This is a genomic window from Pseudomonas sp. IC_126, assembly GCF_004331835.1.
Taxonomy (GTDB): Bacteria; Pseudomonadota; Gammaproteobacteria; order Pseudomonadales; family Pseudomonadaceae; genus Stutzerimonas.
Window position 1 is genome coordinate 129,205 of sequence record NZ_SJSS01000008.1, and the last position, 19,714, is coordinate 148,918.

Annotated in this window: 20 protein-coding genes and 1 pseudogene; all 21 read right to left on the minus strand. The window is 64.1% G+C overall.

The annotated features are described in order from the left end of the window. Window positions 1–23: 23 nt before the first annotated feature. Window positions 24–1,250: a beta-ketoacyl-ACP synthase gene (locus tag E0D86_RS20065; RefSeq protein ID WP_131651798.1), complete on the minus strand. Its 1,227-nt coding sequence runs from the start codon at window positions 1,248–1,250 to the stop codon at window positions 24–26. Continuing rightward, window positions 1,250–1,978, minus strand: coding sequence for a 3-oxoacyl-ACP reductase FabG (fabG, locus tag E0D86_RS20070; protein ID WP_131651799.1), 729 nt, complete (start codon window positions 1,976–1,978; stop codon window positions 1,250–1,252). Before fabG ends, E0D86_RS20065 begins: the two co-directional genes overlap by 1 nt. Further along, window positions 1,975–2,427 (minus strand): hotdog family protein, encoded by a 453-nt coding sequence (locus E0D86_RS20075; protein WP_131651800.1) that lies wholly within the window; start codon window positions 2,425–2,427, stop codon window positions 1,975–1,977. The genes fabG and E0D86_RS20075 overlap by 4 nt, the downstream gene beginning before the upstream one ends. Then, on the minus strand, window positions 2,424–3,611 hold the full coding sequence (locus E0D86_RS20080) for a beta-ketoacyl-[acyl-carrier-protein] synthase family protein (RefSeq protein WP_131651801.1): 1,188 nt from the start codon (window positions 3,609–3,611) through the stop codon (window positions 2,424–2,426). The genes E0D86_RS20075 and E0D86_RS20080 overlap by 4 nt, the downstream gene beginning before the upstream one ends. Next, window positions 3,608–4,141, minus strand: coding sequence for a DUF3261 domain-containing protein (locus tag E0D86_RS20085; protein WP_131651802.1), 534 nt, complete (start codon window positions 4,139–4,141; stop codon window positions 3,608–3,610). Before E0D86_RS20085 ends, E0D86_RS20080 begins: the two co-directional genes overlap by 4 nt. Window positions 4,142–4,151: 10 nt before the next feature. Next, complete coding sequence (locus E0D86_RS20090) at window positions 4,152–5,396, minus strand: NAD(P)/FAD-dependent oxidoreductase (protein ID WP_131651803.1); 1,245 nt, start codon at window positions 5,394–5,396, stop codon at window positions 4,152–4,154. A 152-nt stretch (window positions 5,397–5,548) separates the two neighbouring features. Next, window positions 5,549–7,888, minus strand: coding sequence for an MMPL family transporter (locus tag E0D86_RS20095; protein ID WP_131651804.1), 2,340 nt, complete (start codon window positions 7,886–7,888; stop codon window positions 5,549–5,551). After that, the gene (locus tag E0D86_RS20100; RefSeq protein WP_131651805.1) at window positions 7,872–8,489 is read right to left on the minus strand and encodes an outer membrane lipoprotein carrier protein LolA; all 618 of its coding nucleotides are present in this window, start codon (window positions 8,487–8,489) and stop codon (window positions 7,872–7,874) included. The genes E0D86_RS20095 and E0D86_RS20100 overlap by 17 nt, the downstream gene beginning before the upstream one ends. Beyond that, a complete protein-coding gene (locus tag E0D86_RS20105; RefSeq protein WP_131651806.1) occupies window positions 8,489–8,914 on the minus strand; it encodes a thioesterase family protein in 426 nt (141 codons plus the stop codon). The genes E0D86_RS20100 and E0D86_RS20105 overlap by 1 nt, the downstream gene beginning before the upstream one ends. Beyond that, a complete protein-coding gene (gene hutH, locus E0D86_RS20110; protein ID WP_131651807.1) occupies window positions 8,907–10,451 on the minus strand; it encodes a histidine ammonia-lyase in 1,545 nt (514 codons plus the stop codon). Before hutH ends, E0D86_RS20105 begins: the two co-directional genes overlap by 8 nt. Further along, complete coding sequence (locus E0D86_RS20115; RefSeq protein WP_131651808.1) at window positions 10,432–11,379, minus strand: glycosyl transferase; 948 nt, start codon at window positions 11,377–11,379, stop codon at window positions 10,432–10,434. Before E0D86_RS20115 ends, hutH begins: the two co-directional genes overlap by 20 nt. Then, on the minus strand, window positions 11,376–12,122 hold the full coding sequence (locus E0D86_RS20120; protein WP_131651858.1) for a glycosyltransferase family 2 protein: 747 nt from the start codon (window positions 12,120–12,122) through the stop codon (window positions 11,376–11,378). Before E0D86_RS20120 ends, E0D86_RS20115 begins: the two co-directional genes overlap by 4 nt. Window positions 12,123–12,172: 50 nt before the next feature. Further along, window positions 12,173–13,852, minus strand: coding sequence for an AMP-binding protein (locus E0D86_RS20125; protein ID WP_131651809.1), 1,680 nt, complete (start codon window positions 13,850–13,852; stop codon window positions 12,173–12,175). Further along, window positions 13,849–14,427 (minus strand): hypothetical protein, encoded by a 579-nt coding sequence (locus tag E0D86_RS20130; RefSeq protein WP_131651810.1) that lies wholly within the window; start codon window positions 14,425–14,427, stop codon window positions 13,849–13,851. Before E0D86_RS20130 ends, E0D86_RS20125 begins: the two co-directional genes overlap by 4 nt. 77 nt (window positions 14,428–14,504) lie before the next feature. Further along, window positions 14,505–14,762, minus strand: a complete 258-nt coding sequence (locus tag E0D86_RS20135) for an acyl carrier protein (protein ID WP_131651811.1) — start codon at window positions 14,760–14,762, stop codon at window positions 14,505–14,507. 12 nt (window positions 14,763–14,774) lie between these two features. Beyond that, window positions 14,775–15,038, minus strand: coding sequence for a phosphopantetheine-binding protein (locus E0D86_RS20140; RefSeq protein ID WP_131651812.1), 264 nt, complete (start codon window positions 15,036–15,038; stop codon window positions 14,775–14,777). Further along, window positions 15,019–15,828 carry a 1-acyl-sn-glycerol-3-phosphate acyltransferase gene (locus E0D86_RS20145; protein WP_131651813.1) on the minus strand — a complete coding sequence of 270 codons (810 nt, stop codon included), beginning with the start codon at window positions 15,826–15,828 and terminating at the stop codon, window positions 15,019–15,021. The genes E0D86_RS20140 and E0D86_RS20145 overlap by 20 nt, the downstream gene beginning before the upstream one ends. Continuing rightward, a complete protein-coding gene (locus E0D86_RS20150) occupies window positions 15,804–16,517 on the minus strand; it encodes a beta-ketoacyl synthase chain length factor (protein ID WP_131651814.1) in 714 nt (237 codons plus the stop codon). The genes E0D86_RS20145 and E0D86_RS20150 overlap by 25 nt, the downstream gene beginning before the upstream one ends. A 265-nt stretch (window positions 16,518–16,782) precedes the next feature. Beyond that, window positions 16,783–17,217 carry a thioredoxin TrxC gene (gene trxC, locus E0D86_RS20155; protein ID WP_131651815.1) on the minus strand — a complete coding sequence of 145 codons (435 nt, stop codon included), beginning with the start codon at window positions 17,215–17,217 and terminating at the stop codon, window positions 16,783–16,785. 353 nt (window positions 17,218–17,570) lie between these two features. Further along, window positions 17,571–18,431, minus strand: coding sequence for a methyl-accepting chemotaxis protein (locus E0D86_RS22065; protein WP_371924098.1), 861 nt, complete (start codon window positions 18,429–18,431; stop codon window positions 17,571–17,573). Next, window positions 18,429–19,682 (minus strand): annotated as a pseudogene (locus tag E0D86_RS22070) (Cache 3/Cache 2 fusion domain-containing protein); the annotation flags it as partial. The pseudogene E0D86_RS22070 and the gene E0D86_RS22065, both read right to left, overlap by 3 nt. Window positions 19,683–19,714: the final 32 nt, after the last annotated feature.

The following is a 19,714-nucleotide window of genomic DNA, read 5'->3' on the forward strand; positions in this document are numbered from 1 at the left end:
TTTTGGTGTGAGGGGAACGGCGATCAGGCCCAGCGGCGGAAGATCAATGAGGTATTGATGCCGCCGAAGGCGAAATTGTTGTTCATGACGTACTCGTGCTGCATGGTCCGCGGCGAGCCGACGATATAGTCCAGCTCGCCACAGCGCGGATCGATCTCGTCGAGATTGAGCGTGTGTATATAGCGGTCGCGGTTCATCATTTCGATGCTGAACCAGGATTCCAGAGCCCCGCAAGCGCCCAGCGTGTGCCCGAAAAAACTCTTCTGCGAACTGATGGGCATACGCGAACCGAACAGCGCCTGAGTCGCGTGGGTTTCGGCAATGTCGCCCTGCTCGGTAGCGGTGCCGTGGCCGTTGACGTAGCCGATCGCCTCGGCTTGCAAACCCGCATCTTCTAGCGCCAGCTCCATGGCCCGGCGCATGGTCACCTGCTCGGGTTTCGTCGCGTGCTGGCCATCGGCATTGCTGCCGAAACCGACCAGCTCGGCATAAATGGTAGCGCCGCGGGCGAGGGCATGTTCCAGTTCCTCGAGCACCAGCATGCCGGCGCCTTCGCCGATCACCAGACCGTCGCGGCCGCTGTCGTAGGGGCGGGGCGTGGTCTGCGGCGCATCGTTCTTCAGGCTGGTCGCGTAAAGCGCGTCGAACACCATGGCCTCGGTGGCGCAGAGCTCCTCGGCACCGCCGGCCAGCATCAGCGGCAGGCGCCCGTACTTGATCGCTTCATAGGCGTAACCGATGCCTTGGCTGCCGCTGGTGCAGGCGCTGGACGTGGGGATCACCCTGCCGGTCAGGCCGAAAAAGATGCTGATGTTGGCCGCTGTGGTGTGCGGCATCATGCGGATGTAGGAGTTGGCGTTGAGGCCATCGGCGACCGAATTGAGCAGCATGTTGCCGAAGGCCTTGATTTCTTCGGTGCTGCCGGTGGACGAGCCACAGGCGACGCCCATGCGCCCGTCACGAATGCTCTGATCGTCGAGCAGCCCCGCTTGCTGCAGGGCCTGCTCGGCGGCTTTTACCGACAACCTTGAGACGCGGCCCATGCTGCGCAGCTGCTTGCGCGTCCAGTGCGAGGGCACCACGAAATCATCCACCGGGCCGGCCAAGCGGGTATTCAACTCGCTGAAGCGATCCCACTCGTCCATACGCCGGATGCCGCTGCGGTTAGCATGGAAGTTGGCTTCGATGGAAGACCAGTCGTTGCCCAGCGAAGTGATGCCGGCCATGCCGGTGACGACGACGCGTTTCATCAGCACAGCCCGCCGTTCACGGCCAATACCTGGCGAGTGATGTAGCCGGCCTCATCCGACATCAGGAAGTTCACCGCTCCGGCGACCTCCTCGGGCGTTCCCATGCGCTGGGCGGGGATCATCTTGAGCATCTCCTCGATGGGCAGGTGTTCGTCGAGCATGTCGGTGTCGATCAGTCCTGGCGCGACGCAGTTGACGGTGATCCGGCGTTTGCCCAGTTCCACCGCCAGCGCCTTGGCCGCGCCGATCACCCCAGCCTTGGAGGCACTGTAATTGACCTGGCCTCGATTGCCGATCAGGCCAGAGACGGACGTGATGCACACGATCCGGCCGGGCTGGCGGCGGCGAATCATTGGCATCGTCAGCGGCTGCAGCACGTTGAAAAAGCCGTCCAGATTGGTACGTAACACCTGATCCCAATCGTCTTCGCTCAGCGCCGGGAAGGCGCCGTCGCGGGTCAGACCGGCGTTGCAGACCACCCCGTAGTAGGCGTCATGCGCTTCGATATCGGCCTCCAGCTGCGCACGGCATTGCGCGCGGTCGGCAACGTCGAATTGCAGAATCCGCGCCTGGCGGCCCATGGCCTGAATACGCGCTTGCACGGCTTCGGCCTCGTCACGCCTGGCGCGGCAGTGCAGGACGATGTCGTGGCCGCTTTCGGCCAGGCGCAGGGCGATGGCCCGGCCGATGCCACGGCTGGAGCCAGTGACGAGAATGGTTTTGCTCATGGAGTGGGCTCTTGAAGATAGCTCGCCACCTCGGGCGGGCGGAACACGTTGAGACGCGCCTCGGCATGGATGTCGGGCCCGTCGAGATGGCATTCGAACACGCCCATACCGTTGTCATCCTGCAGCGAGCGCAGCGCGCGGATACGCAGTGTTGCGCCAGCCGGGAAGTGCTCGACATTGCATTGATAGTTGCGGGTGCCGAGCAGGAAACCCAGCTCGACCGGCAGCCCGGCCAGGCGTGACTGACAGCCGGCGAACGCGGCGACGGCCTGCGCCATAATTTCCACGCCGACCCAGGCCGGCAGATTGCCGTCGGGCAGGTTGAGCAGCCCGGTGGGTTTCACCTGCAGCCTGGCTTCCAGGCTTTCGGCGTCGAAGGCCTCGACCGCGTCGAGCAGGATCATGTTGCCGGCGTGGGGTAGCAATTCGGCGATTGGCCAGTCGATCATGACGCGTCTCCCAGGATCAGGCTGATGTTGTTGCCGCCGAAGGCGAAGGAGTTGCTCATCATCGCTCGTCGGCCCGCTGCAGCCATGGTCGTACCGTCGGTGACCAGATTCAGACGCGGCAAGTCGGCATCCTCCTCGTTATCCCAGCGATGCGGTGGCAGCAGGCGTGCGCGATTGCAGTCGGACAGCGCCAGCCAGCAGAGCGCGGCTTCCAACGCCCCGGCGGCACCCAGGGTGTGGCCGGTGAGCGGCTTGCTCGAGGAGCACGCCACGCCGCCCGGAAATACCGTGGCGACGGCCAGGCTTTCCATGGCGTCGTTGTGACGGGTGGCGGTGCCGTGCAGGTTGAGATAGCTGATCTGTTCTGCCGCGACCGATGCGCTGGCAAGTGCCTGACGCATGGCCTCGATGGCGCCTAGCCCTTGCGGATCGGGCGCGGAGATGTGATGCGCGTCGGAGCTGGCGCCGCCGCCGAGCAGGGCGATAGGAGCTGGCTCGCGCGTCATCAGAAATACCGCCGCCGCCTCGCCGATATTGATCCCGTCGCGGTTGGCGGAAAACGGATTGCAGACACGCTTGCTGACCGCCTCCAGTGCGCTGAAGCCCTGCAGTGTGAGGTCGCAAAGGGTATCCACGCCACCGCAGATCACCGCATCGCAGATTCCTGCGTCCAGCAGGCGCTTGGCGCTGAGCAGCGCGCGTGCGCTGGAGGTGCAGGCGGTGGAGATGGCGTAACTCGGGCCGCTGAGCTGCAGCCGCTCGCTGAGAAAGCTCGCCGGGGCGCAAAGCTCCTGATGGGCGTAGTGGTAGCTGGCCGGAAGGTGGCCGTCGCGGGCCAGCCCGGCGATGCCCAGGCTGGCTTCCTGGATACCGGTGGTGCTGGTGCCCATGACCACGCCGATACGCGCAGGACCGAAGCGGGCTATGGCTTCATGCAGCTCGGCTTCGATCTGCTCGACAGCGGCCAGCAGCATCTGGTTGTTACGCGTTGCGTGGCGCTGCGGGAAATCAGCGAGCGAAGGCAGCGTGCAGGTGACGGCACCGACCGGAACCTGCCGACCGGCGACCGGCTGCGGATACGGCTGCATGGCCGAGCCGTCACCCGCCAGCAACCGTCGGGTCACTTCGGCTTTGCCGTGGCCCAGCGCGCAGATCACGCCGAGGGCGTTCAGGTAGGCGGTCATTTCTGGCGAGCTCCGGTGGCTGTCGCGATGGGGGCGACACCATAGGTCAGCGCCGACCCTACGTCGAGATCGAAGCGATCGTTCTCCCGATACCGGACGTGCCACGCCGACGGCGTATCGCTTGCCAGTGATCGCCCGTCCTGCTGCTGGCTCCAAGACGTATCGGAGTACAGGTCGTCCAGTTGATCGGCAGGCGTCAAGGCGAACAGCAGGGCGGCGAACAGCTCGCGCGCCTCGGCATTGGGCGGGAGCAGGCCATCCGCCCGCCATTGGCCATTGATCAACAGCTGGCGCGCCAGCGGAACGCCCAGTGGATCGAGCAGCGACCAGCGCAAGGCAGCGCCTTCCTGCTGGATCACCAGCAGCCAGGTACGCACGTCGTCCTGGCTCCGGCGCTCGATTTGCAGCTGCAGCGGCAAATCGAGCCGTGGTATCTGAGTCGGCAGCGGTGCGCGTTGGGCGCAGGCGCCGAGCAGCAGTGCCAACGACAGCCAGAACAGGCAGCGTGCGTGACGGTTCAGTGCAGTCATGCAAGAAGACTCAAGCACTCGTCACAGGTGCGGCGCACAGCTCGGCCAGCACTCGCAGACGGCGTTTGGGCTCGGCGACGTAGGGGTTCTTTTCGTCCCAGGCATAGCCGGCGAGGATCGAGCTGATCATCCGGCGAATCTCCGGCTGGGCGTGCTCGTAATAGATCACGTCCTGGAAGCTGCCGTCGTACCAACCCTCGACATAGGTGCGGAAGGTGTTCACGCCGCGCTTGAGCGGCACCGCGAACTGCGCTTCCCAGTCCACCGTTTCGCCTGACAACTGACGATGCAGCACCGCTGCCGCCATGCTCGCCGAGCGCATGGCGATGGTGACGCCGGAGGAGAACACCGGATCGAGGAATTCCGCCGCATTGCCCAGCAGGGCGAAACCCGGACCGTGCAGCGTCTTGACGTTGGCCGAGTAGCCGCCGATCAGGCGCGCCGGGGTATCCCATTCGGCATGCTTGAGGATGCGCTTGAGGTTGGGCGCCTCCAGCACGAATTCCTTGAGGCAGGCGTCCAGATCCAGCGGGCGGCCTTCGTAGCGCTCGGCACTGGCAACCACGCCTAGCGAGCAGCGCCCGTTGCTGAAAGGAATGGTCCAGTACCAGACGTCGCGCAGCTCGGGATGGGTGGTGATGAGGATTTTGTCGCGGTCGAATTGCGGGTCGTCGATGTTGTCCTGGATATGCGTGAACACGGCACGACGCAGCGGAAAGTTCGACGGCGCCTCCAGATCGAGCAGACGCGGCAGGACGCGACCGTAGCCGCTTGCGTCGAGCACGAACGCCGCTTCGACGGCGTATTCGCTGCCATCCAGGCGGCGCACCTGCAGACGCGGGTGCGGGTTGGCGAAGTCCGCCGCGATGATTTCCTCTTCATAGCGGATCTCGACGCCCTGCAACTCGGCCTGGTCGGCCAGCAGCTTGTCGAAGTCGGCGCGCAGAACCTGATATGTGCTGCCGTGACCCTCGGTGAATTTGTCGCGGAAATCGAACTCGCTGTAGCGCTCGCCCCAACCGAACGCCGCACCATGTTTGGTTTGGAAGCCGGCGGCCTGGACCGCTTCGAGCATCCCTGCTTCCTCGACGAAATCCAGGCAGTGCGACAGCAGGCTCTCGCCGATGGAGAAACGCGGAAAGCGCTGCCGCTCGATGATCAGCACATCATGGCCCTTGCGTTTGAGCAGCGCGGCAGCGATGGCACCGGACGGTCCCGCACCAATGACGACGACGCTACGTTGTTCTGCATTCATGAAGATCCGGTCCTTGATCGACTCGGTTAGAAGGATGGCCGCCGTAAGGCAACCGCGGAAAATGCTCAGCGCTGGATCGAGGCGATGCGCAGCTCACGATGGATGTCGCCGCAGTTCGAGGAGGCAACGCCAATGCGCGCAATGACGACCGCTCAGCATGCAACTTCTCTGTCAGATTCGGCGGCCCAGGGCGCCAACGCGAAGGCGAATACCAGCCCGAGCCCCACCGCCAGCCCGAAATTGCTGACCGCCGGCGTGCTCGATAAGGCTAGCAGCCCGAACGATAGCCAGGTGGTGACGGCCGTCAGCAGGGTGCCAACCAGGCTCACCGCGGCTCCACCGATGCGTTCGCGCATCAGGATGGCGTAGTCGACGCCGATCGCTGTGACCAACAACAGCCCGAACAGGCCGAACAGGGTCAGCGGTTGGCCGAGCCAGCCCAGGCAAGCCAGGCTGCCCATCGCTGCCAGCAGCGGTACGGCCAGGCAGCGCGATGCGCCGCGCCAACCGAACGGCAGGCACAGCAGGGCGAAAATCAGCCCCGCCGCCAGCAGCTTGAGCAGCGCCGCCTGAGCTTGGGTCTCGGCAAACAGGCGGTTCAGTTCGGCGGGCCGGTCGATGAGTTTCACCCCGCCGATGCCGTCGCCCAAGCCGTGAAGCGCCGCGCTGTCACGAAGCCCTTGCAGGCTGACCAAGCCCGCCACCGAACCGTCACCTCGGGCGCCCAGCCATAACGGTCGCCAGGGTTCGGCGAGCGGCCCCGCCAGCACCTGATCGAGACTGGCAACCGGCAGCGCCAGCAGGGCGGCGAGTTCCTGTTCGAGCATGTCCTGGGTCACGCCGAGTTCCAGCAGGGGCTGGCTGACTTCCAGCAGGCGTGGCAGCGCTGAATGCAGGCTTTCCTGTGCGGTGGTGGGCGCGACCAGCTGGCTCAGCGCCAGATAGCCATGCAGCTTGTCTTCGGCGACCAGAGCATCGAGACGGGTGGCGAGTTCATCCTGACGCGCCAGTAGCTCGTCGGGGTTGGCCGCGTGGACCAGGAAGTATTGGCTGGTCGGCTCGAATCCGGTGATCTCGCCGATGCGTTCGGTCTGCTGCTGCAGCGCGGGTGCACGGCTGATCCACTGGCGCAGGTCATCCTTGAAGGACACCTGGCTGATCCCGATGATGCAGAACAGGATGAACACGGCCAGCAACCAGGGCGTTGGAACGCGGCGGAGCAGGGCGCCGCGCAACTTCATCCAGCGCTCGGCCCAGCCCAGCGGGGCGGCCCAGGGCTGTAGCGGCGCATTCAGCAACGAGGGTAACAGGCAGGTGGCACAGAAGAAGGCGCCGAGCAGTCCCGCTGCGGAAAACACCGCCACCTGGCTCAACGCTGGAAACGGCGTAAACGACATTGCCAGATAGCCGATAACGTTGGTTGCCAGGGCCAGCGCCAAGCCTGGAAGCGTCAGGCGCAGCGCTCGATGGGCGTGCCAGGGCTGCAGGGTCCAGCTCTTGGACAGGTAATGCAGCGGAAAGTCGATACTGACCCCAACCAGGCTGGCGCCGAGCACCAGTGTCAACACATGGATCTGGCCGAATAGCGCCACGCAGGCGGCGGCACCGCTGAGGGCTCCGACCGCCACCGGCAGCGCAACCAGCAAGACACGAGGCGTGCGGAAAAGCAGATGCAGCAAGGCAAGTGTGGCGACCAACGAGATGCTGCCGATCAGCGTCGCTTCTTCACGGGCCTGTCGCTGTCCGTGGGCGGCGTACAGCAGCCCACCGGCGGCCAGCAGCTCGCCGTGGCTGGCTTCCACCCGGCTACGGGCCGCGCGAACCTGATCGTCCACCAGAACCGGCAGTTGATCGTCGAAGGCATCGCCCTGGGCTTGCGCATGGATCACCGCCCAGTGCTGCCCGCCCTGCTCCGCGACCAGCAAACCGTCCAGGCGGGGATGGACATTGCCCGGATGCGGCAGCTGTCGCTGAGCCAGATCGGCGAAACCGAACCAGTCCTGTTCGACGGGCACCAGGCTGGTGCTTTCGAACGGACTGTAGAGACGCTGCAGGCGTTGCTGAATGAAGTCTTCCGGCGAGGCGATCAGCGCCTCGCGACTCGCTGGGCCGAGTAGCGCCAGACGATGATCGAGCAGTTGTTGACGCACCGCGGGCAGGTCGGCTTGCACCGAGCGACGAATCTGGGTGAACAGGCCGCTGGCGCGAAGGGTGTCGGTGATTTCGTTGCCCAGCGCGTGGGTTGTGTCTTCGTCTGCATGATGAACCAGCAACATCAGATCGCGGTTCAACGGCTCCTGCATCCGTCGCTCGGCGAGTTGCTCAAGCTCGCCGGGCGCACCGCTGGGCAACAACTGCAGCAGATCGGCACTGATCGGAGAGCCGTTGCGCCATTGCCATGTCGTCAGCCCTACCAGCCCGAGCAGCGCAACGAAAAACAGCGAGGAGAGCCAGGTCGGAAGCCTAAGCGCTTTGTCAGTTGGCGAAGTCATGGAGTTCGATGGGGCTCAACTGATCGTCGATCTGGTTGTCGGTCAATAACAACACGGTGCTGTCGCCCTGGGTTTCGAGGAGTTCGATGCGCTCAGCCGTGGCGCCGCCGCTGATGAGGATGGCGGTGAATATCTGCCCGAGCAGCTTCGATCGCGGTGTCAGCGTCAGCGTCCAGGCCTGCGCGGTGCCGCTAAGCTGCAGCTCGAAATCGCCCTGCAGGGCGTCGGTGTCGCCTTGCAGCACAGCCAGGAACAGGTCGTTCTGCTGTGCGGCTGGGCCTTGCTGGTCAGTCGATTGCCAGCCGCTTGGATCGCGCCGGGCGATGCCTTTTTCACTGATGCGGTAGTCCTGCTGCACCGGCTGCTGCAGGAACCAGAGCAGACCGTGATCGCGAGCCAGTACGAAGCTACCCAGGCTGACGATCGGCTGAGGCAGCGCGCGCAGGTACTTTTCCTGAGTGAAGGTGCCGCGAATGACCTCAGGCCCGCTCAATTGCTGGCCCAGTTGCGTGAGATCGAAGGCTTGGGCATGCGCTGCGTTCGCGAACAGCAGGCTCAGCGTTAGCAGGGCCCGCCGTGCGATCAGATTGATCGTTCGCATCACGATAGGGCCCGCTCTACGGCTTCGACGAAGACTTTCGGCGAGGCCAGCAGCATTTCGCGGCTGGCCATTTCCACCGCCACCTGCACGCTGCTGCCGCGGGTCATGCGCTCGCCAGTCTCGGCGTCGGTGATCAGGTAGTTGATCTTCAGACGGTTCTCCCATTCGATCAGGTCGGCACGCACGAGGATGCGCTGGTTGAACCGCGCACCGCGCATGTAGCGCAGCTGCACGTCGATCACAGGCCAGGCGTAGCCGGCATCGCGCATCTGGGTGTAGTTGTGGCCGATGCGTTCGAGCAGCGCGCAGCGGGCCACCTCGAAGTATTTGATGTAGTGACCGTGCCAGACCACGTCCATCGAGTCGACGTCGAAGAAGGGCACCAGGATTTCGGCTTCGGCCTGCAGCACGCCGGTCTTACGCATACAGCCTCCAATGTCGTTGACGGATACGTTGCAGACACAGGCGCAGCTCGCCTTCCAGCGCGCGGTCTTCGATCAGCGGCGGGAAATCCTCGCCCAACTCGGCATGCATGTCGCGCAGCGGTGCGGGCAACGGCCGCGCCTGTTCATCGCGCTGACGCAACCAGACGCCCTGGTTGGCCGCGATCAGTGTGGCCGCTGCCACTTGCTCGGCCAGCTCCAGGCTGCGCAGCGCGTCGCGGGCGGCGATGGTGCCCATGCTGACCTTGTCTTGGTTGTGGCATTCGGTGGAACGCGAGAACACGCTGGCCGGCATGGTGTTTTTCAAGGCCTCGGCGGTCCAGGCGCTGGCGCCGATCTGCACCGCCTTGAAACCGTGGTTGATCATCGCGGTGGCCATCGGCGCGCCGGATAGATTGCTCGGCAGGCCGTGGTTGTAGCGGGTATCGACCAGCAGCGCGAGCTGGCGGTCGAGCAGGTCGGCGACGTTGCCTACCAGGTTCTTCAGGCTGTCCATGGCGAAGGCGATATGGCCGCCATAGAAGTGCCCGCCGTGCAGCACGCGTTCGTTTTCCGCATCGATGATGGGGTTGTCGTTGGCGCTGTTCAGTTCGGTCTCGATGAACTGGCGCAGCAGACCCAGGCTGTCGGCCAGCACGCCGAGGACATGGGGTGCGCAGCGGATGGAGTAGCGGTCCTGCAAACGATGGAGCGGCGCGGTTGGCGCGTCGATCGCCAGGTCCTGGCGAATCCAGGCGGCGACTTGGGTCTGGCCGGGATGCGGCTTGGCGGCGAACAGGCGCTCGTCGAAATGCTCCGGGTTGCCTTCCAGCGCCACCACGTTGAGCGCGGTGATGCGCGTGGCCAGCTTGAGCAGATAATCGGCGCGGGCATAGGCCAGGCAGGCCAGGCCGGTCATCACGGCGGTGCCGTTCATCAACGCCAGGGCTTCCTTGGGGCGAAGGGTCAGCGGCGTCCAGCCCAGCTGGCGATGCACTTCGGCGGCGCTACGGCGCTGGCCCTGGTACATCACCTCGCGTTCGCCGGCCAGGGTGGCGGCCACGTAGGACAGCGGCGTCAGATCGCCGCTGGCGCCGACCGAACCTTCCTCGGGAATCAGCGGCAGGATGTCGTGTTCGAGAAAGGCCTGCATGCGCTCGAGCAGTTCGATGCGCACGCCGGACATGCCGTGGGTCAGCGAACGCAGGCGCGCGACTAGAACGGCGCGGGTCGCTTCGGCGTCGAGCAGCTTGCCCAGGCCGCAGCCGTGGAAGGTGAACAGGTGCTGCGGCAGCGCCTCGACCTGATGCAGCGGCACCGCTACCACGCAGGAATCGCCATAGCCTGTGGTCACGCCGTAGATCACGCCTTCGCGGTCGAGCAAGGTGTCGAGAAATTGCGCGCCACGCGCAATGTGCTGGCGGAAGTTAGCGTCGCCCTGCAACTGCGAGGGCGCGCGGCGCTCGGCCACGGCCAGCACATCCTCGATGCTCAGGTGGTTTTCGCCGAAGATCACCGGCTCAGCTGCAGCGTTGTTCATGGTTGTTCCAGAAAGGATAGAAATTGAACCATTGCAGGGGGGCATCCAGGCAGTGCGCCGCCAGTCGGTCGGCGTAGCGTTGCACCCATTGCTGCACCACCGCATCGCGCTCGCCGCGGCGCCATTGGATGCGTTCGGCGAAGGGCTCCAGATGGACATGGAATTGCTCGCCGTGTTTCAGGCAGAACAGCAGATTCACCGGGCACTGCAGCAACCCGGCCAGTAGCCACGGACCCTGCGGAAAATTCGCCGGCTGGCCGAGAAAGTCTGCGCTTGCGATGCGTGCGCCATGCAGCGGCACGCGGTCGCCGGCAATCGCCAGCCATTCACCGTCGTCCAGCCGTCGCGACAGCTCCATCATGATGGCCGGGTCCAGCTCGCTGACCTGGATCAGGCGCAGGTTGACCGCGCCGGATTGGTCCAGCAATCGGTTGAAGCGCTCAGCGTGGCGAGTGTGCACCAGCACGTTCATCTTCACCTTGCGGCCCATTTCAGCCAGCGCGCGGCAGATTTCCAGATTGCCCAGGTGCGAGCCGACCAGCAGTTGGCCGCGTGGCGCCTCGAGCTTGGCTTCCAGATCCGTCCGGTCGTGCAGCACGAGACTGCCGAGATCGAGGCGCCCCCCCCAGGCGTCGAGCTTGTCCAACAGGGCATCGGCGAACGCTATGAACTGGCGATAGACGGAGCGCCGGCTGGGGGCCAGATCGTGGCGGCCGCTCCAGTTGGCGAGGTTGCGCTGATAGGTCCAGGCGCTTTGCCGCGCGCGGCCACCGAATAGGTAGAAGTACAGCACGATCAGGTACAACAGCGGCGCCATGGCGCGTCGGCCGAGCAGGCGCACGGCTTGAGCGGTGAGCTTCATCAAGACGAAGCTGCCGCGCTCGCGATGCGCGGCCCAGTGCGAGTCGGCGACGGCCTTGTCGGTCATCCGCGCCACCGACGCCATAGCAATGCGGGCGCACGCAACAGCATGCCGCCGAACAGTCGGGCGTGCATCGAGGAAATCAGCAGGTTGTCGCGCCACAGGCGGAAGTGCGACACCCCATCGGCCGGGTAGTGGACATGGGTTGGTAGCCAGACCATCGGCTGCTCACGCCAATGCAGGCGCACCAGGATCTCGGTATCGAAATCCATGCGCTTGCCCAGTGGTGTGGCGTCGAGCAGCGCCAGGGTCGGCTCCAGCGGGTAGACGCGAAAGCCGCACATGGAGTCGCGGATCGACAGCGACAGCGTGTTGATCCACACCCAGACATGGGTCAGATAACGCGCATAGAACCGGCCTTTCGGCACGCTGGAGTCGTACTCCGGATAGCCGCAGATCAGCGCATCCGGCGCCTGGCTGGCGCGGTCGAGAAACAGCGCCACACGGCCGAGGTCATGCTGGCCGTCGGCGTCGACCTGCAGCGCATGGCTGAAGCCCAGGCGGGAGGCCTCGCGAAGCCCGGAGGACACCGCTGCGCCCTTGCCCTGGTTGTGGCTGTGCCGCAGCAGGTGCACCGACGGATGTTGCGCCAGCTCATCGATGATCTTTGCAGCAGCAGGGCTGGAGGCGTCGTCGACGATCACGCACGGCAGCTCTTCGGCGAGCAGCGCCCGGACCACCGCGGGCAGGCCGCGCTCGTGGTTGTACACCGGCACCACCGCGCAGGGTTTGAACCAGTCTTCATCGATCGCCAGCTGCAGTTGCCGATCGGCGCCGGATGCGATTGGGGTGAGCGTGGTCACGAGTATTCTCCCAGCAGAATGCGACCGGACGAGCAGGGCGCGTCGCCGTTGCGGTAAGCGAAATGCAGCTTGCTGCGCTCGCGGTCGAAGCGAAGGGTCAGATGCAGCTGATCGCCAGGCCGGGCGAGCTGCTGGAACTTGAGCACTTCCATGCCTTGAAAACGTGGTGGCAGGTCTTCGATCAATTCGCGGGCGAGGCTGATGGCCCAGTCGATCTGGACCACGCCGGGCAGCACGGGCGTCTGTGGAAAATGGCCGGTGAAATGCGCGAGATCCAGCGGCACGCCGAGCTTCAGCTGCCATTGGTCATCGTCCTGGTTCGCGCTGATTCGCTCGGGCAGCATCGGGCGCGGTGCCTGCAACACGGCATCGAGTTGCGCCTGCGGCAGTTTGCCTTGGGCGTTACAGGGCAGTTGCCGAACCAGCCGCCAGCGGCGTGGCAGGGCCAGCGTCTCGCAGTGGCTCGCCAGGTGTTTGCGCAAGGTCTCGGTCAGGGCGCGCCGACCGCCGTTGCGCAGCGCATGCAGGCCGGCATCGCTGAGGGCAACCAGCGCTCCGAGGTAGGCCCGGTTGTCGGTGATGACGCCGAGGCGTGCTTCGCTGACGAAAGGGTGTGTGGCCAGTGCCGCTTCCAGCATGGGCAGGGAGATGCGTTTTTCTTCGAGCTTGACGATGCGATCCAGCCGGCCGAGCAGTTCGAAGCGGCCATCGGCCTCGATACGCGCCGCATCGGCGGTTTGTTCGACATGGCCGGGCGGCAGGAAAGGTGAGGCGATCTGCAGCGCGCCGTCGTCGTTTTGAGTCAGCCGCACGGCGGCGAACGGCTGCCACAGCGTGCCGCCCTGGCGCCAGGCGATGCCACCGGTTTCCGAGCTGCCGTAGATTTCCGTTGGCGTCTGGCCCAGGCGCTGTTGCAGCCGCTGCCCGGCATCGGCATCGAGCGGGCCACCCGAGGAAAATATCCGCCGCACGCCGCGCAGGGCTGCCCAATCGAGGTTGTCGCCCATTCGCTTGAGCAGCGCCGGGCTGGCGACCCAGCAGAAGCTGGCGTGCTGACGGCTGGCCAGTTGGATGTCTTCGGCAAATGGCAGGGCACGGCGCAGAAAGAGGCGACCGGCACACAGTGGCCAGAGCACGCGGAACAGCAATCCATAGATGTGGTGCGCGGCGACGCTGGCGATCACGCAGGCATCGCCCAGCTCGCTACCCCAATGTGCTTCGAGCGCTTGCACTTCGTTCGCCAGCTGGCGCAGGCGCTTGTCGATCAGTTTCGGCTCGCCACTGGAGCCGGACGTGCAGAGCAACAGGCGGCACTGGTCCAAGTCCAGCTTCGCCCCTTCGAGCGGCTCGGCCAGAAGGTCGGAAATCCGGGCGTCGCCGTCCTGATCCGTCAGCCAGAGATCGGCCTGATGCGCCAGGCGCGAGCGGCTCGCGGGCTGCAGATCCGCCGGCAGCAATACCGTCACGCCGGCTCGCCAGGCGCCGAGCAAGGCGATAGCTAGCTCGCCGGCATCTTCCAGATGAACCGCGAGCCGAGCGACGCCGCGGTTGCGCAGGCCGGCAGCCAGGCGTAGTGCCTGCTGGCGCAGTTCGGCGTGGTCGAGGGTCGGCTCCAGGGTAACCTGACGCGACTTGGGCGCCTGCTCGAGCAGATGCTCCAATGAAATCCAGTTCATATACGTTTCCTGACTCGCTGGCGTACCAGCCACTCACCGGCAAACAGCAAGCCCATCAGCAGATAGGCGATCAGCCCGGTGTACAACGTCCACCAGCTCAACGGCGCCCAGAGCGCGAGGCCGCTGGCGATGCCGGCGTTGACGATAAAAAAGCCCACCCAGACCCAGGTCACCTTCCGCGTATAGCGCACCGCAGCCGGAGGCAGTTCGGGCTCGCTCAGTCGCGCCAGGCGCTCGATGATCGGCATGCCGGAACACAGACTGCCGGCAAACAGGCCGAGCAGCGCGAGGCTGATTAGCACCGGATACCAAGGCAGCAGCGCAGAGGCGTCCGCGGCGCCGAGCAGCAGGCAGAACAGCAAGGCCACGGCCGCCACGGTGCGGCTCAGTGAAGTCTGTTTGCCGCCGAGCAGCCGTGCTAGCCACAACGCGCCAAGCAGCAAGGCGAACAGCCGTGGCGACAGGTGCTCCAGGCCCAGATACACCGCAAACGGATAGGCGAGGCCGGCCAGCAGTAGGCCGAGACCAATCAGCCGGCTGGCGTTCGCCTTGCCTGTTCGAGCGGGTACTTGCATCGCATGCTGTCCGTTTGCGCGTGAGGACGCATTGTCCGGCCGTATGCCGGCCGGCGCCTGGCTTCCCTGGGTGTGGCTCAAGCCGTTTGCGTGTTCACCAGGCGATACACCGCCTCGACGACGTCGCCCACGGTACGCACCGATTTGAACTCATCGGCGGCGATCTTCTTGCCGGTCTGGCGCTTGATGTGATCGATCAGGTCGACGGCGTCGATGCTGTCGATCTCCAGGTCCTGATAGAGGTTGGCTTCGAGAGTGATGCGCTCGGGCTCCAGCTCGAACAGTTCGACCAGCGCATCGCGCAGGGTCTGGAAGATTTCGTCACGAGTATTCACGTTGGGCTCTCCTCAGGCGACGGCGCGGTTGGCGCTGACGTAGGCGGCCAGGCTGTCGACGCTGGCGAAATGCTTGCGGGTGTCTTTTGCATCGGCGTCGATCTTGATGCCGAAGCGCTTCTGAATAGCCAGACCCAGCTCCAGCGCGTCGACCGAGTCCAGTCCGAGCCCTTCGCCGAAGAGCGGCTGATCGGTCGGAATGTCATCCGGTCCGAGGTCTTCCAGACCCAGGGCGTCGATGATCAGTTGCTTGATTTCAAGCTGTAATTGGCTCATCGAGTGCGAGCTCCTTTATGAAGTGTCGATGCAGATGGTCGTTGAGTCGCCGCGAGGCGATGGGCGCCGCCCCCTGTGCGGCGAACGCCCGCGGGTCGATGTCTTCGCCGACGCGCAGGTGAAAATGAAAACGTCTTGCCGGAATGCGATACCAGGGCTCGGCCTTGGTCAGAGTGGTAGGCGTCACGCTGATCACCACAGGCGTCACCAGGCGTGCGCCGCGCACGGCAATCGCCGCCGCGCCGCGATGGAATTGCGGTGCCTGGCCGGGCGTGGTGCGCGTCCCTTCGGGGAATATGATCAGCGTCTGGCCTTGTCGCAGCGCGTCGGCGGCTTCGTCGAGCATGTCCGCGCTGCCGTTGTTACTGATGTACTGCGCCCCACGGATCGGACCACGGGTGAAGGGGTTGTCCCACAGGCTTTGCTTGACCACGCAATTGGCATCGCGGATCAGCGCGATCAGCACCACCACGTCGATCAGCGAAGGGTGATTGGCGATCACCAGCTGCCCGGGCCGGCCGAGGCGCTCGGCCCCCTCGACTTCATAGGTCAGCACGCCGCTGCGATACATAAACTGGACGAACAGCCAGAACAGCCGGCTCACGGTCTGGCGCGCACGGCGGCGGTGTATGGCCGCATCGCCGGGCAGCAGGTTGAGCAGAGGGAAAACGAGCAGCCGCAAACAAAGACCGCCAACGCCGAACAGCGCAAAGGACAGTCCTGTCGCGATCAAACGCCACAGCCATGGCGCGTCGCGATGCTTGTTCAGCGAGTTCGCTGCCAGATCCATTGACGTCTGTTCCATTGGTGCGTGCAGGTGTGGCGACCGTCGAGCAACGCGCAAATCAGCTCGATGGCGTGTGGTCGAGGTGTCCGGGCGCTGTTTTCATCGGCGTTTTCGAGGCTCAGCCGCCAACCGTGGCCGGGCTTGAGCAATAGCGCCACGGCATAGGGAAAGCTGACATCGCTGATCCAGGGAGCATAGACAGGTGGTGTCTGATCTTCGCCAACGACCACCAGAACGGCTGGCGCACCCTCTTCGAGCAGCATCGCCGCTTCGAGCACGGCATGCTCCAGACCATCGCCTTCAGCTGCGAGCGCTGTCATTTCGCTGGTGTCGCGCTGCTGAATCGACCAGAGACCGATTATCGCGTTATGCACCGACAGGCTGAATTGGGTCGGCGAGAGAGCTTCGTTGCGCGCAAGATCATTGAGGATGGAAAAGGTGCGCGCGGTTTCTCCGTGGCGGGAGGCGTAGACCAGAGGCATCTGCTCGGTAGCCAACGGCGAGGCCACGGCAAATACCATACGCGCCAAACGGCTCAGGCGCCGACGCTGCATGGCTGGCAGGAAGCTGACATCCGGCTGTGCCTCGCTGCTTTCGAGGTCGCGCGGATTCCGGGCCCAAATCGCCCAGTCATCAGCGCTTGCCAAGCCTGGAGCCCAGGCTTGCCATTGATCGATATCGAATTGAATCACGCGAGAACTCACCGGCTCGTCCGCGAGCCTTGTTGTTGGCGTGTCGACGTCCCTGTACAGCGACTATCGGTAAATGTCCGCCGTGAAAGTGGCGGCATTATCCAATCGAGGTCGGACAGAGGCAAACATTGCGTGCGATATCCAGATAAGAGGTACGCCTTCCGCTGGGAACCAAGCTAAGGAGTTTGTTGTCTGTTGCAGGTTTTCAAGTGCGCAGCTGGTTCATGGCAACGGGCCGTGCTGGCTGCGCGGAGCCTTTCTCACCTCACTGCACACCCTGCTGCTTGAGCCACGCCAGCAACTGGGGCAGCGGCAAAGCGCCGCTCTGGCGGGCAATTTCGCGCCCGTCCTTGAACAGGATCAGGCTTGGAATCGAGCGAATACCGAGCTGGGTCGACAATTGCGGATTGGCCTCACTGTCCAGCTTGGCCAGCCGGCAGCGCCCCTGCAACTGCGCAGCCGCCTGCTCGAACACCGGCGCAAAACTGCGGCACGGCCCGCACCAGCTGGCCCACACATCCACCAGTAGCGGCAGATCACCCTTCGTCTGATTGGCGAAGCTCGCCTGGCTCAACTCAAAAGGTGTGGAAACCAGAACCGCAGACTTGCACCGGCCGCAGCGCGGCCCTTCACTCAGTCGCTCGGCGGGAACGCGATTAAGTCCAGCGCAATGCGCGCAGGGTACGACGAGGGTGGTCATAAGGATTCTCCACGATGAGGGCTGCTGTTTAGAGTGGAGGCGGGCAGTTGGATATCAAGGCCATGACATCGCAGGTGGCAGGCTGTGGACTGGAGTGTAGCCGGGTTGCGGTTGCAGATGTCTCATCGCGCCGGCTGGCAGCAGCCAGCATGACGCAGTCCTAGTGGACGAAAAAGCCGCGCAATGCGCGGCTTTGAAGGTGGTGGGCCCACACGGACTCGAACCGTGGACTAAAGGAACAACGGCGCCGCAGCACGGTGCCGTTCTTTTTGCATTATTCGCTCTAAACGAACCAATGCCTTTAGCAGAGTAGGGCAGGCGAGCCTCGTAACAGCGCTCCGCATGTTGCTGTATTAGCTGAAGCGTTTGACCCCGCTGTCCAGCGCTTCGGCAAGCCTCTTCAGCTCACGAGCGGTACCGGCAAGCTCGGTACCAGCCTTGCGGCTAGCCGTGTTGTCTTGCGCAATCGATTGGAGGTTCTGGCTTAGCAGCGAAGCAGTGGAGCTCTGCTCATGGGTGGCTCTAGCGATATCGGCGATTTGATCCAAGGTACTGACCGCCTGGTTCTCGATCTGGGACAGGGCATCATCAACCGTCTGGTTGAGCGTCAGTCCTTCTTGCATAAGACGATTGCCCCCCGCAATAGACGTCATGGCACGCGACGTTTCCGCCTGTACTGCGCCGATCATTTCCGAGATCTCACGCGTGGCCTGGCTGGTTCGCGCAGCGAGGCTGCGCACCTCGTCCGCAACGACGGCGAAGCCGCGGCCCTGCTCGCCGGCGCGGGCGGCTTCGATGGCCGCATTGAGTGCCAGCAAGTTGGTCTGCTCCGCGATGCCGCTGATGACTCCGATGATTCCGCCAATCTGTTGGGACCGCTCTCCAAGGCCATTGACCACATCGCCGGTAGTGCCGAGCGAGCGTGCAATCTGTGACAGCGCCTCTGAAGCCGCTCGCATCGACTCGGTTCCCCGGCGCGTTTGAGCAACGTTTTCGGTGGTCAGCTGCTCGGTTCTTTGCATGCTATCGGCGATGCTTTGCGCCGTGGCGCTGAATTCTTCAATTGCACTGACCATTGTGTCGATCTGCGACGATTGCTCGGCGGTCCGCTGCTCAGTGTTGGCGGCAAGCGTGTTCAACTGGTCGGCGCGGCGGGTCACGTTCGAGGATGAGTCGCGAACCTGCGAAACGGTCCCTCCCAATGACTCGGCCATGCGGTTGAAGCTGGACGATAGTAGGCCTATCTCGTCGTCCCGATCGACCGCCATGCGAACGCTGAGACGCCCTTCGCCGAACGCCTGGGCTTGATCGACCAAGCGAGCCAGCGGGCGAAGCTTGTGCCGCAGCAGGGCGATAGACGCCGCGACCGCCAGCAATAGCGCGAGCAGGCTGCCAAGCGCAAGGCGGCCGCCCACGCTCCAGGCCAGTTCATCGATCTGGCGTTGAGGAAGCGTGGCTACGACCTGCCAGTCATCGCCTGGAACGGGCGCGACCATGCTTACAAATGTCTCGTTGCCTTGTGCCCACTCGAAGCCTTCCCCTGCGTTGGTGTGTTCCGCTGCTCGGGTCACAGCGTCCAGATCGGTAGCGCCAGCGGGTTTGACCAGCCATTGGCCGGCGTCGTCGAGGACGGCGAGCGAGCCGCCATTGCCGATGCGGAACGCCGAGAGGCCGTCGAACTGCTCCCGCTGGGTGTCGGTGTAGTCGAAACCGACATACAGCACGGCAATGACCTTCCCTGCAGTATCGCGAACCGGAGTGTACTGGTTCATGTATTCGCGACCGAAAAGGGTTGCGCGACCTACATAGGATTGCCCTTCGATGAGCCTGCTATAGCCGGGGTGCTTGCGTTCGAGCAGCGTACCAATGGCGCGCGCTCCGTCTTGTTTCTTGACCGACGTGGTAACTCTGACAAAGTCATCACCGGCGCGCGCGAAGATGGTGGCCGCGCCGCCGGTGAGGTTCGTGAATTCGTCGACCAAGACAAAGTTGCCGTTCAGCCGCTCCCCGTCCAGGTAAAGCGAAGGCTCGTTCCCGCCGGTCGCTGGGTCTAGCGTCAGACCCGATTCAAAACGGCGTTCGAACAGCGTGGCTAGGCGCTGCGTACTGGTCTTCAATGTTCCGTGAAAAGTGGCGAGTTGGTCAGCTAGCAGTTGTGCTTCGCTGGCGAGATGTTGGCGGTGCGCCTGTTCGGTTGATTGGACCAGCGAGCGAAGGGCAAACAAGCTGCTGCCGGTTATCACGACGGCGAGGATGGCTGAAAGCGCCACTCCAAGCTGCCCAGCTATACCAAGACGGATTCCAAACATCATTGACTCCAAAACAAAACAAATATCTTCACCCGCTATCCGGGCGTAGACGGAGGGTCTCGGAAAAGCACCGAAGCAGTTATCGCCCGGAGTCGGTTGTACTTGAACGCCACTGACGAACGAGGTGGGTGGCAAGGCCAATGTTCCATCAGCCATTACACCCCTCTATCAGCTGTCGGGATGTCGTG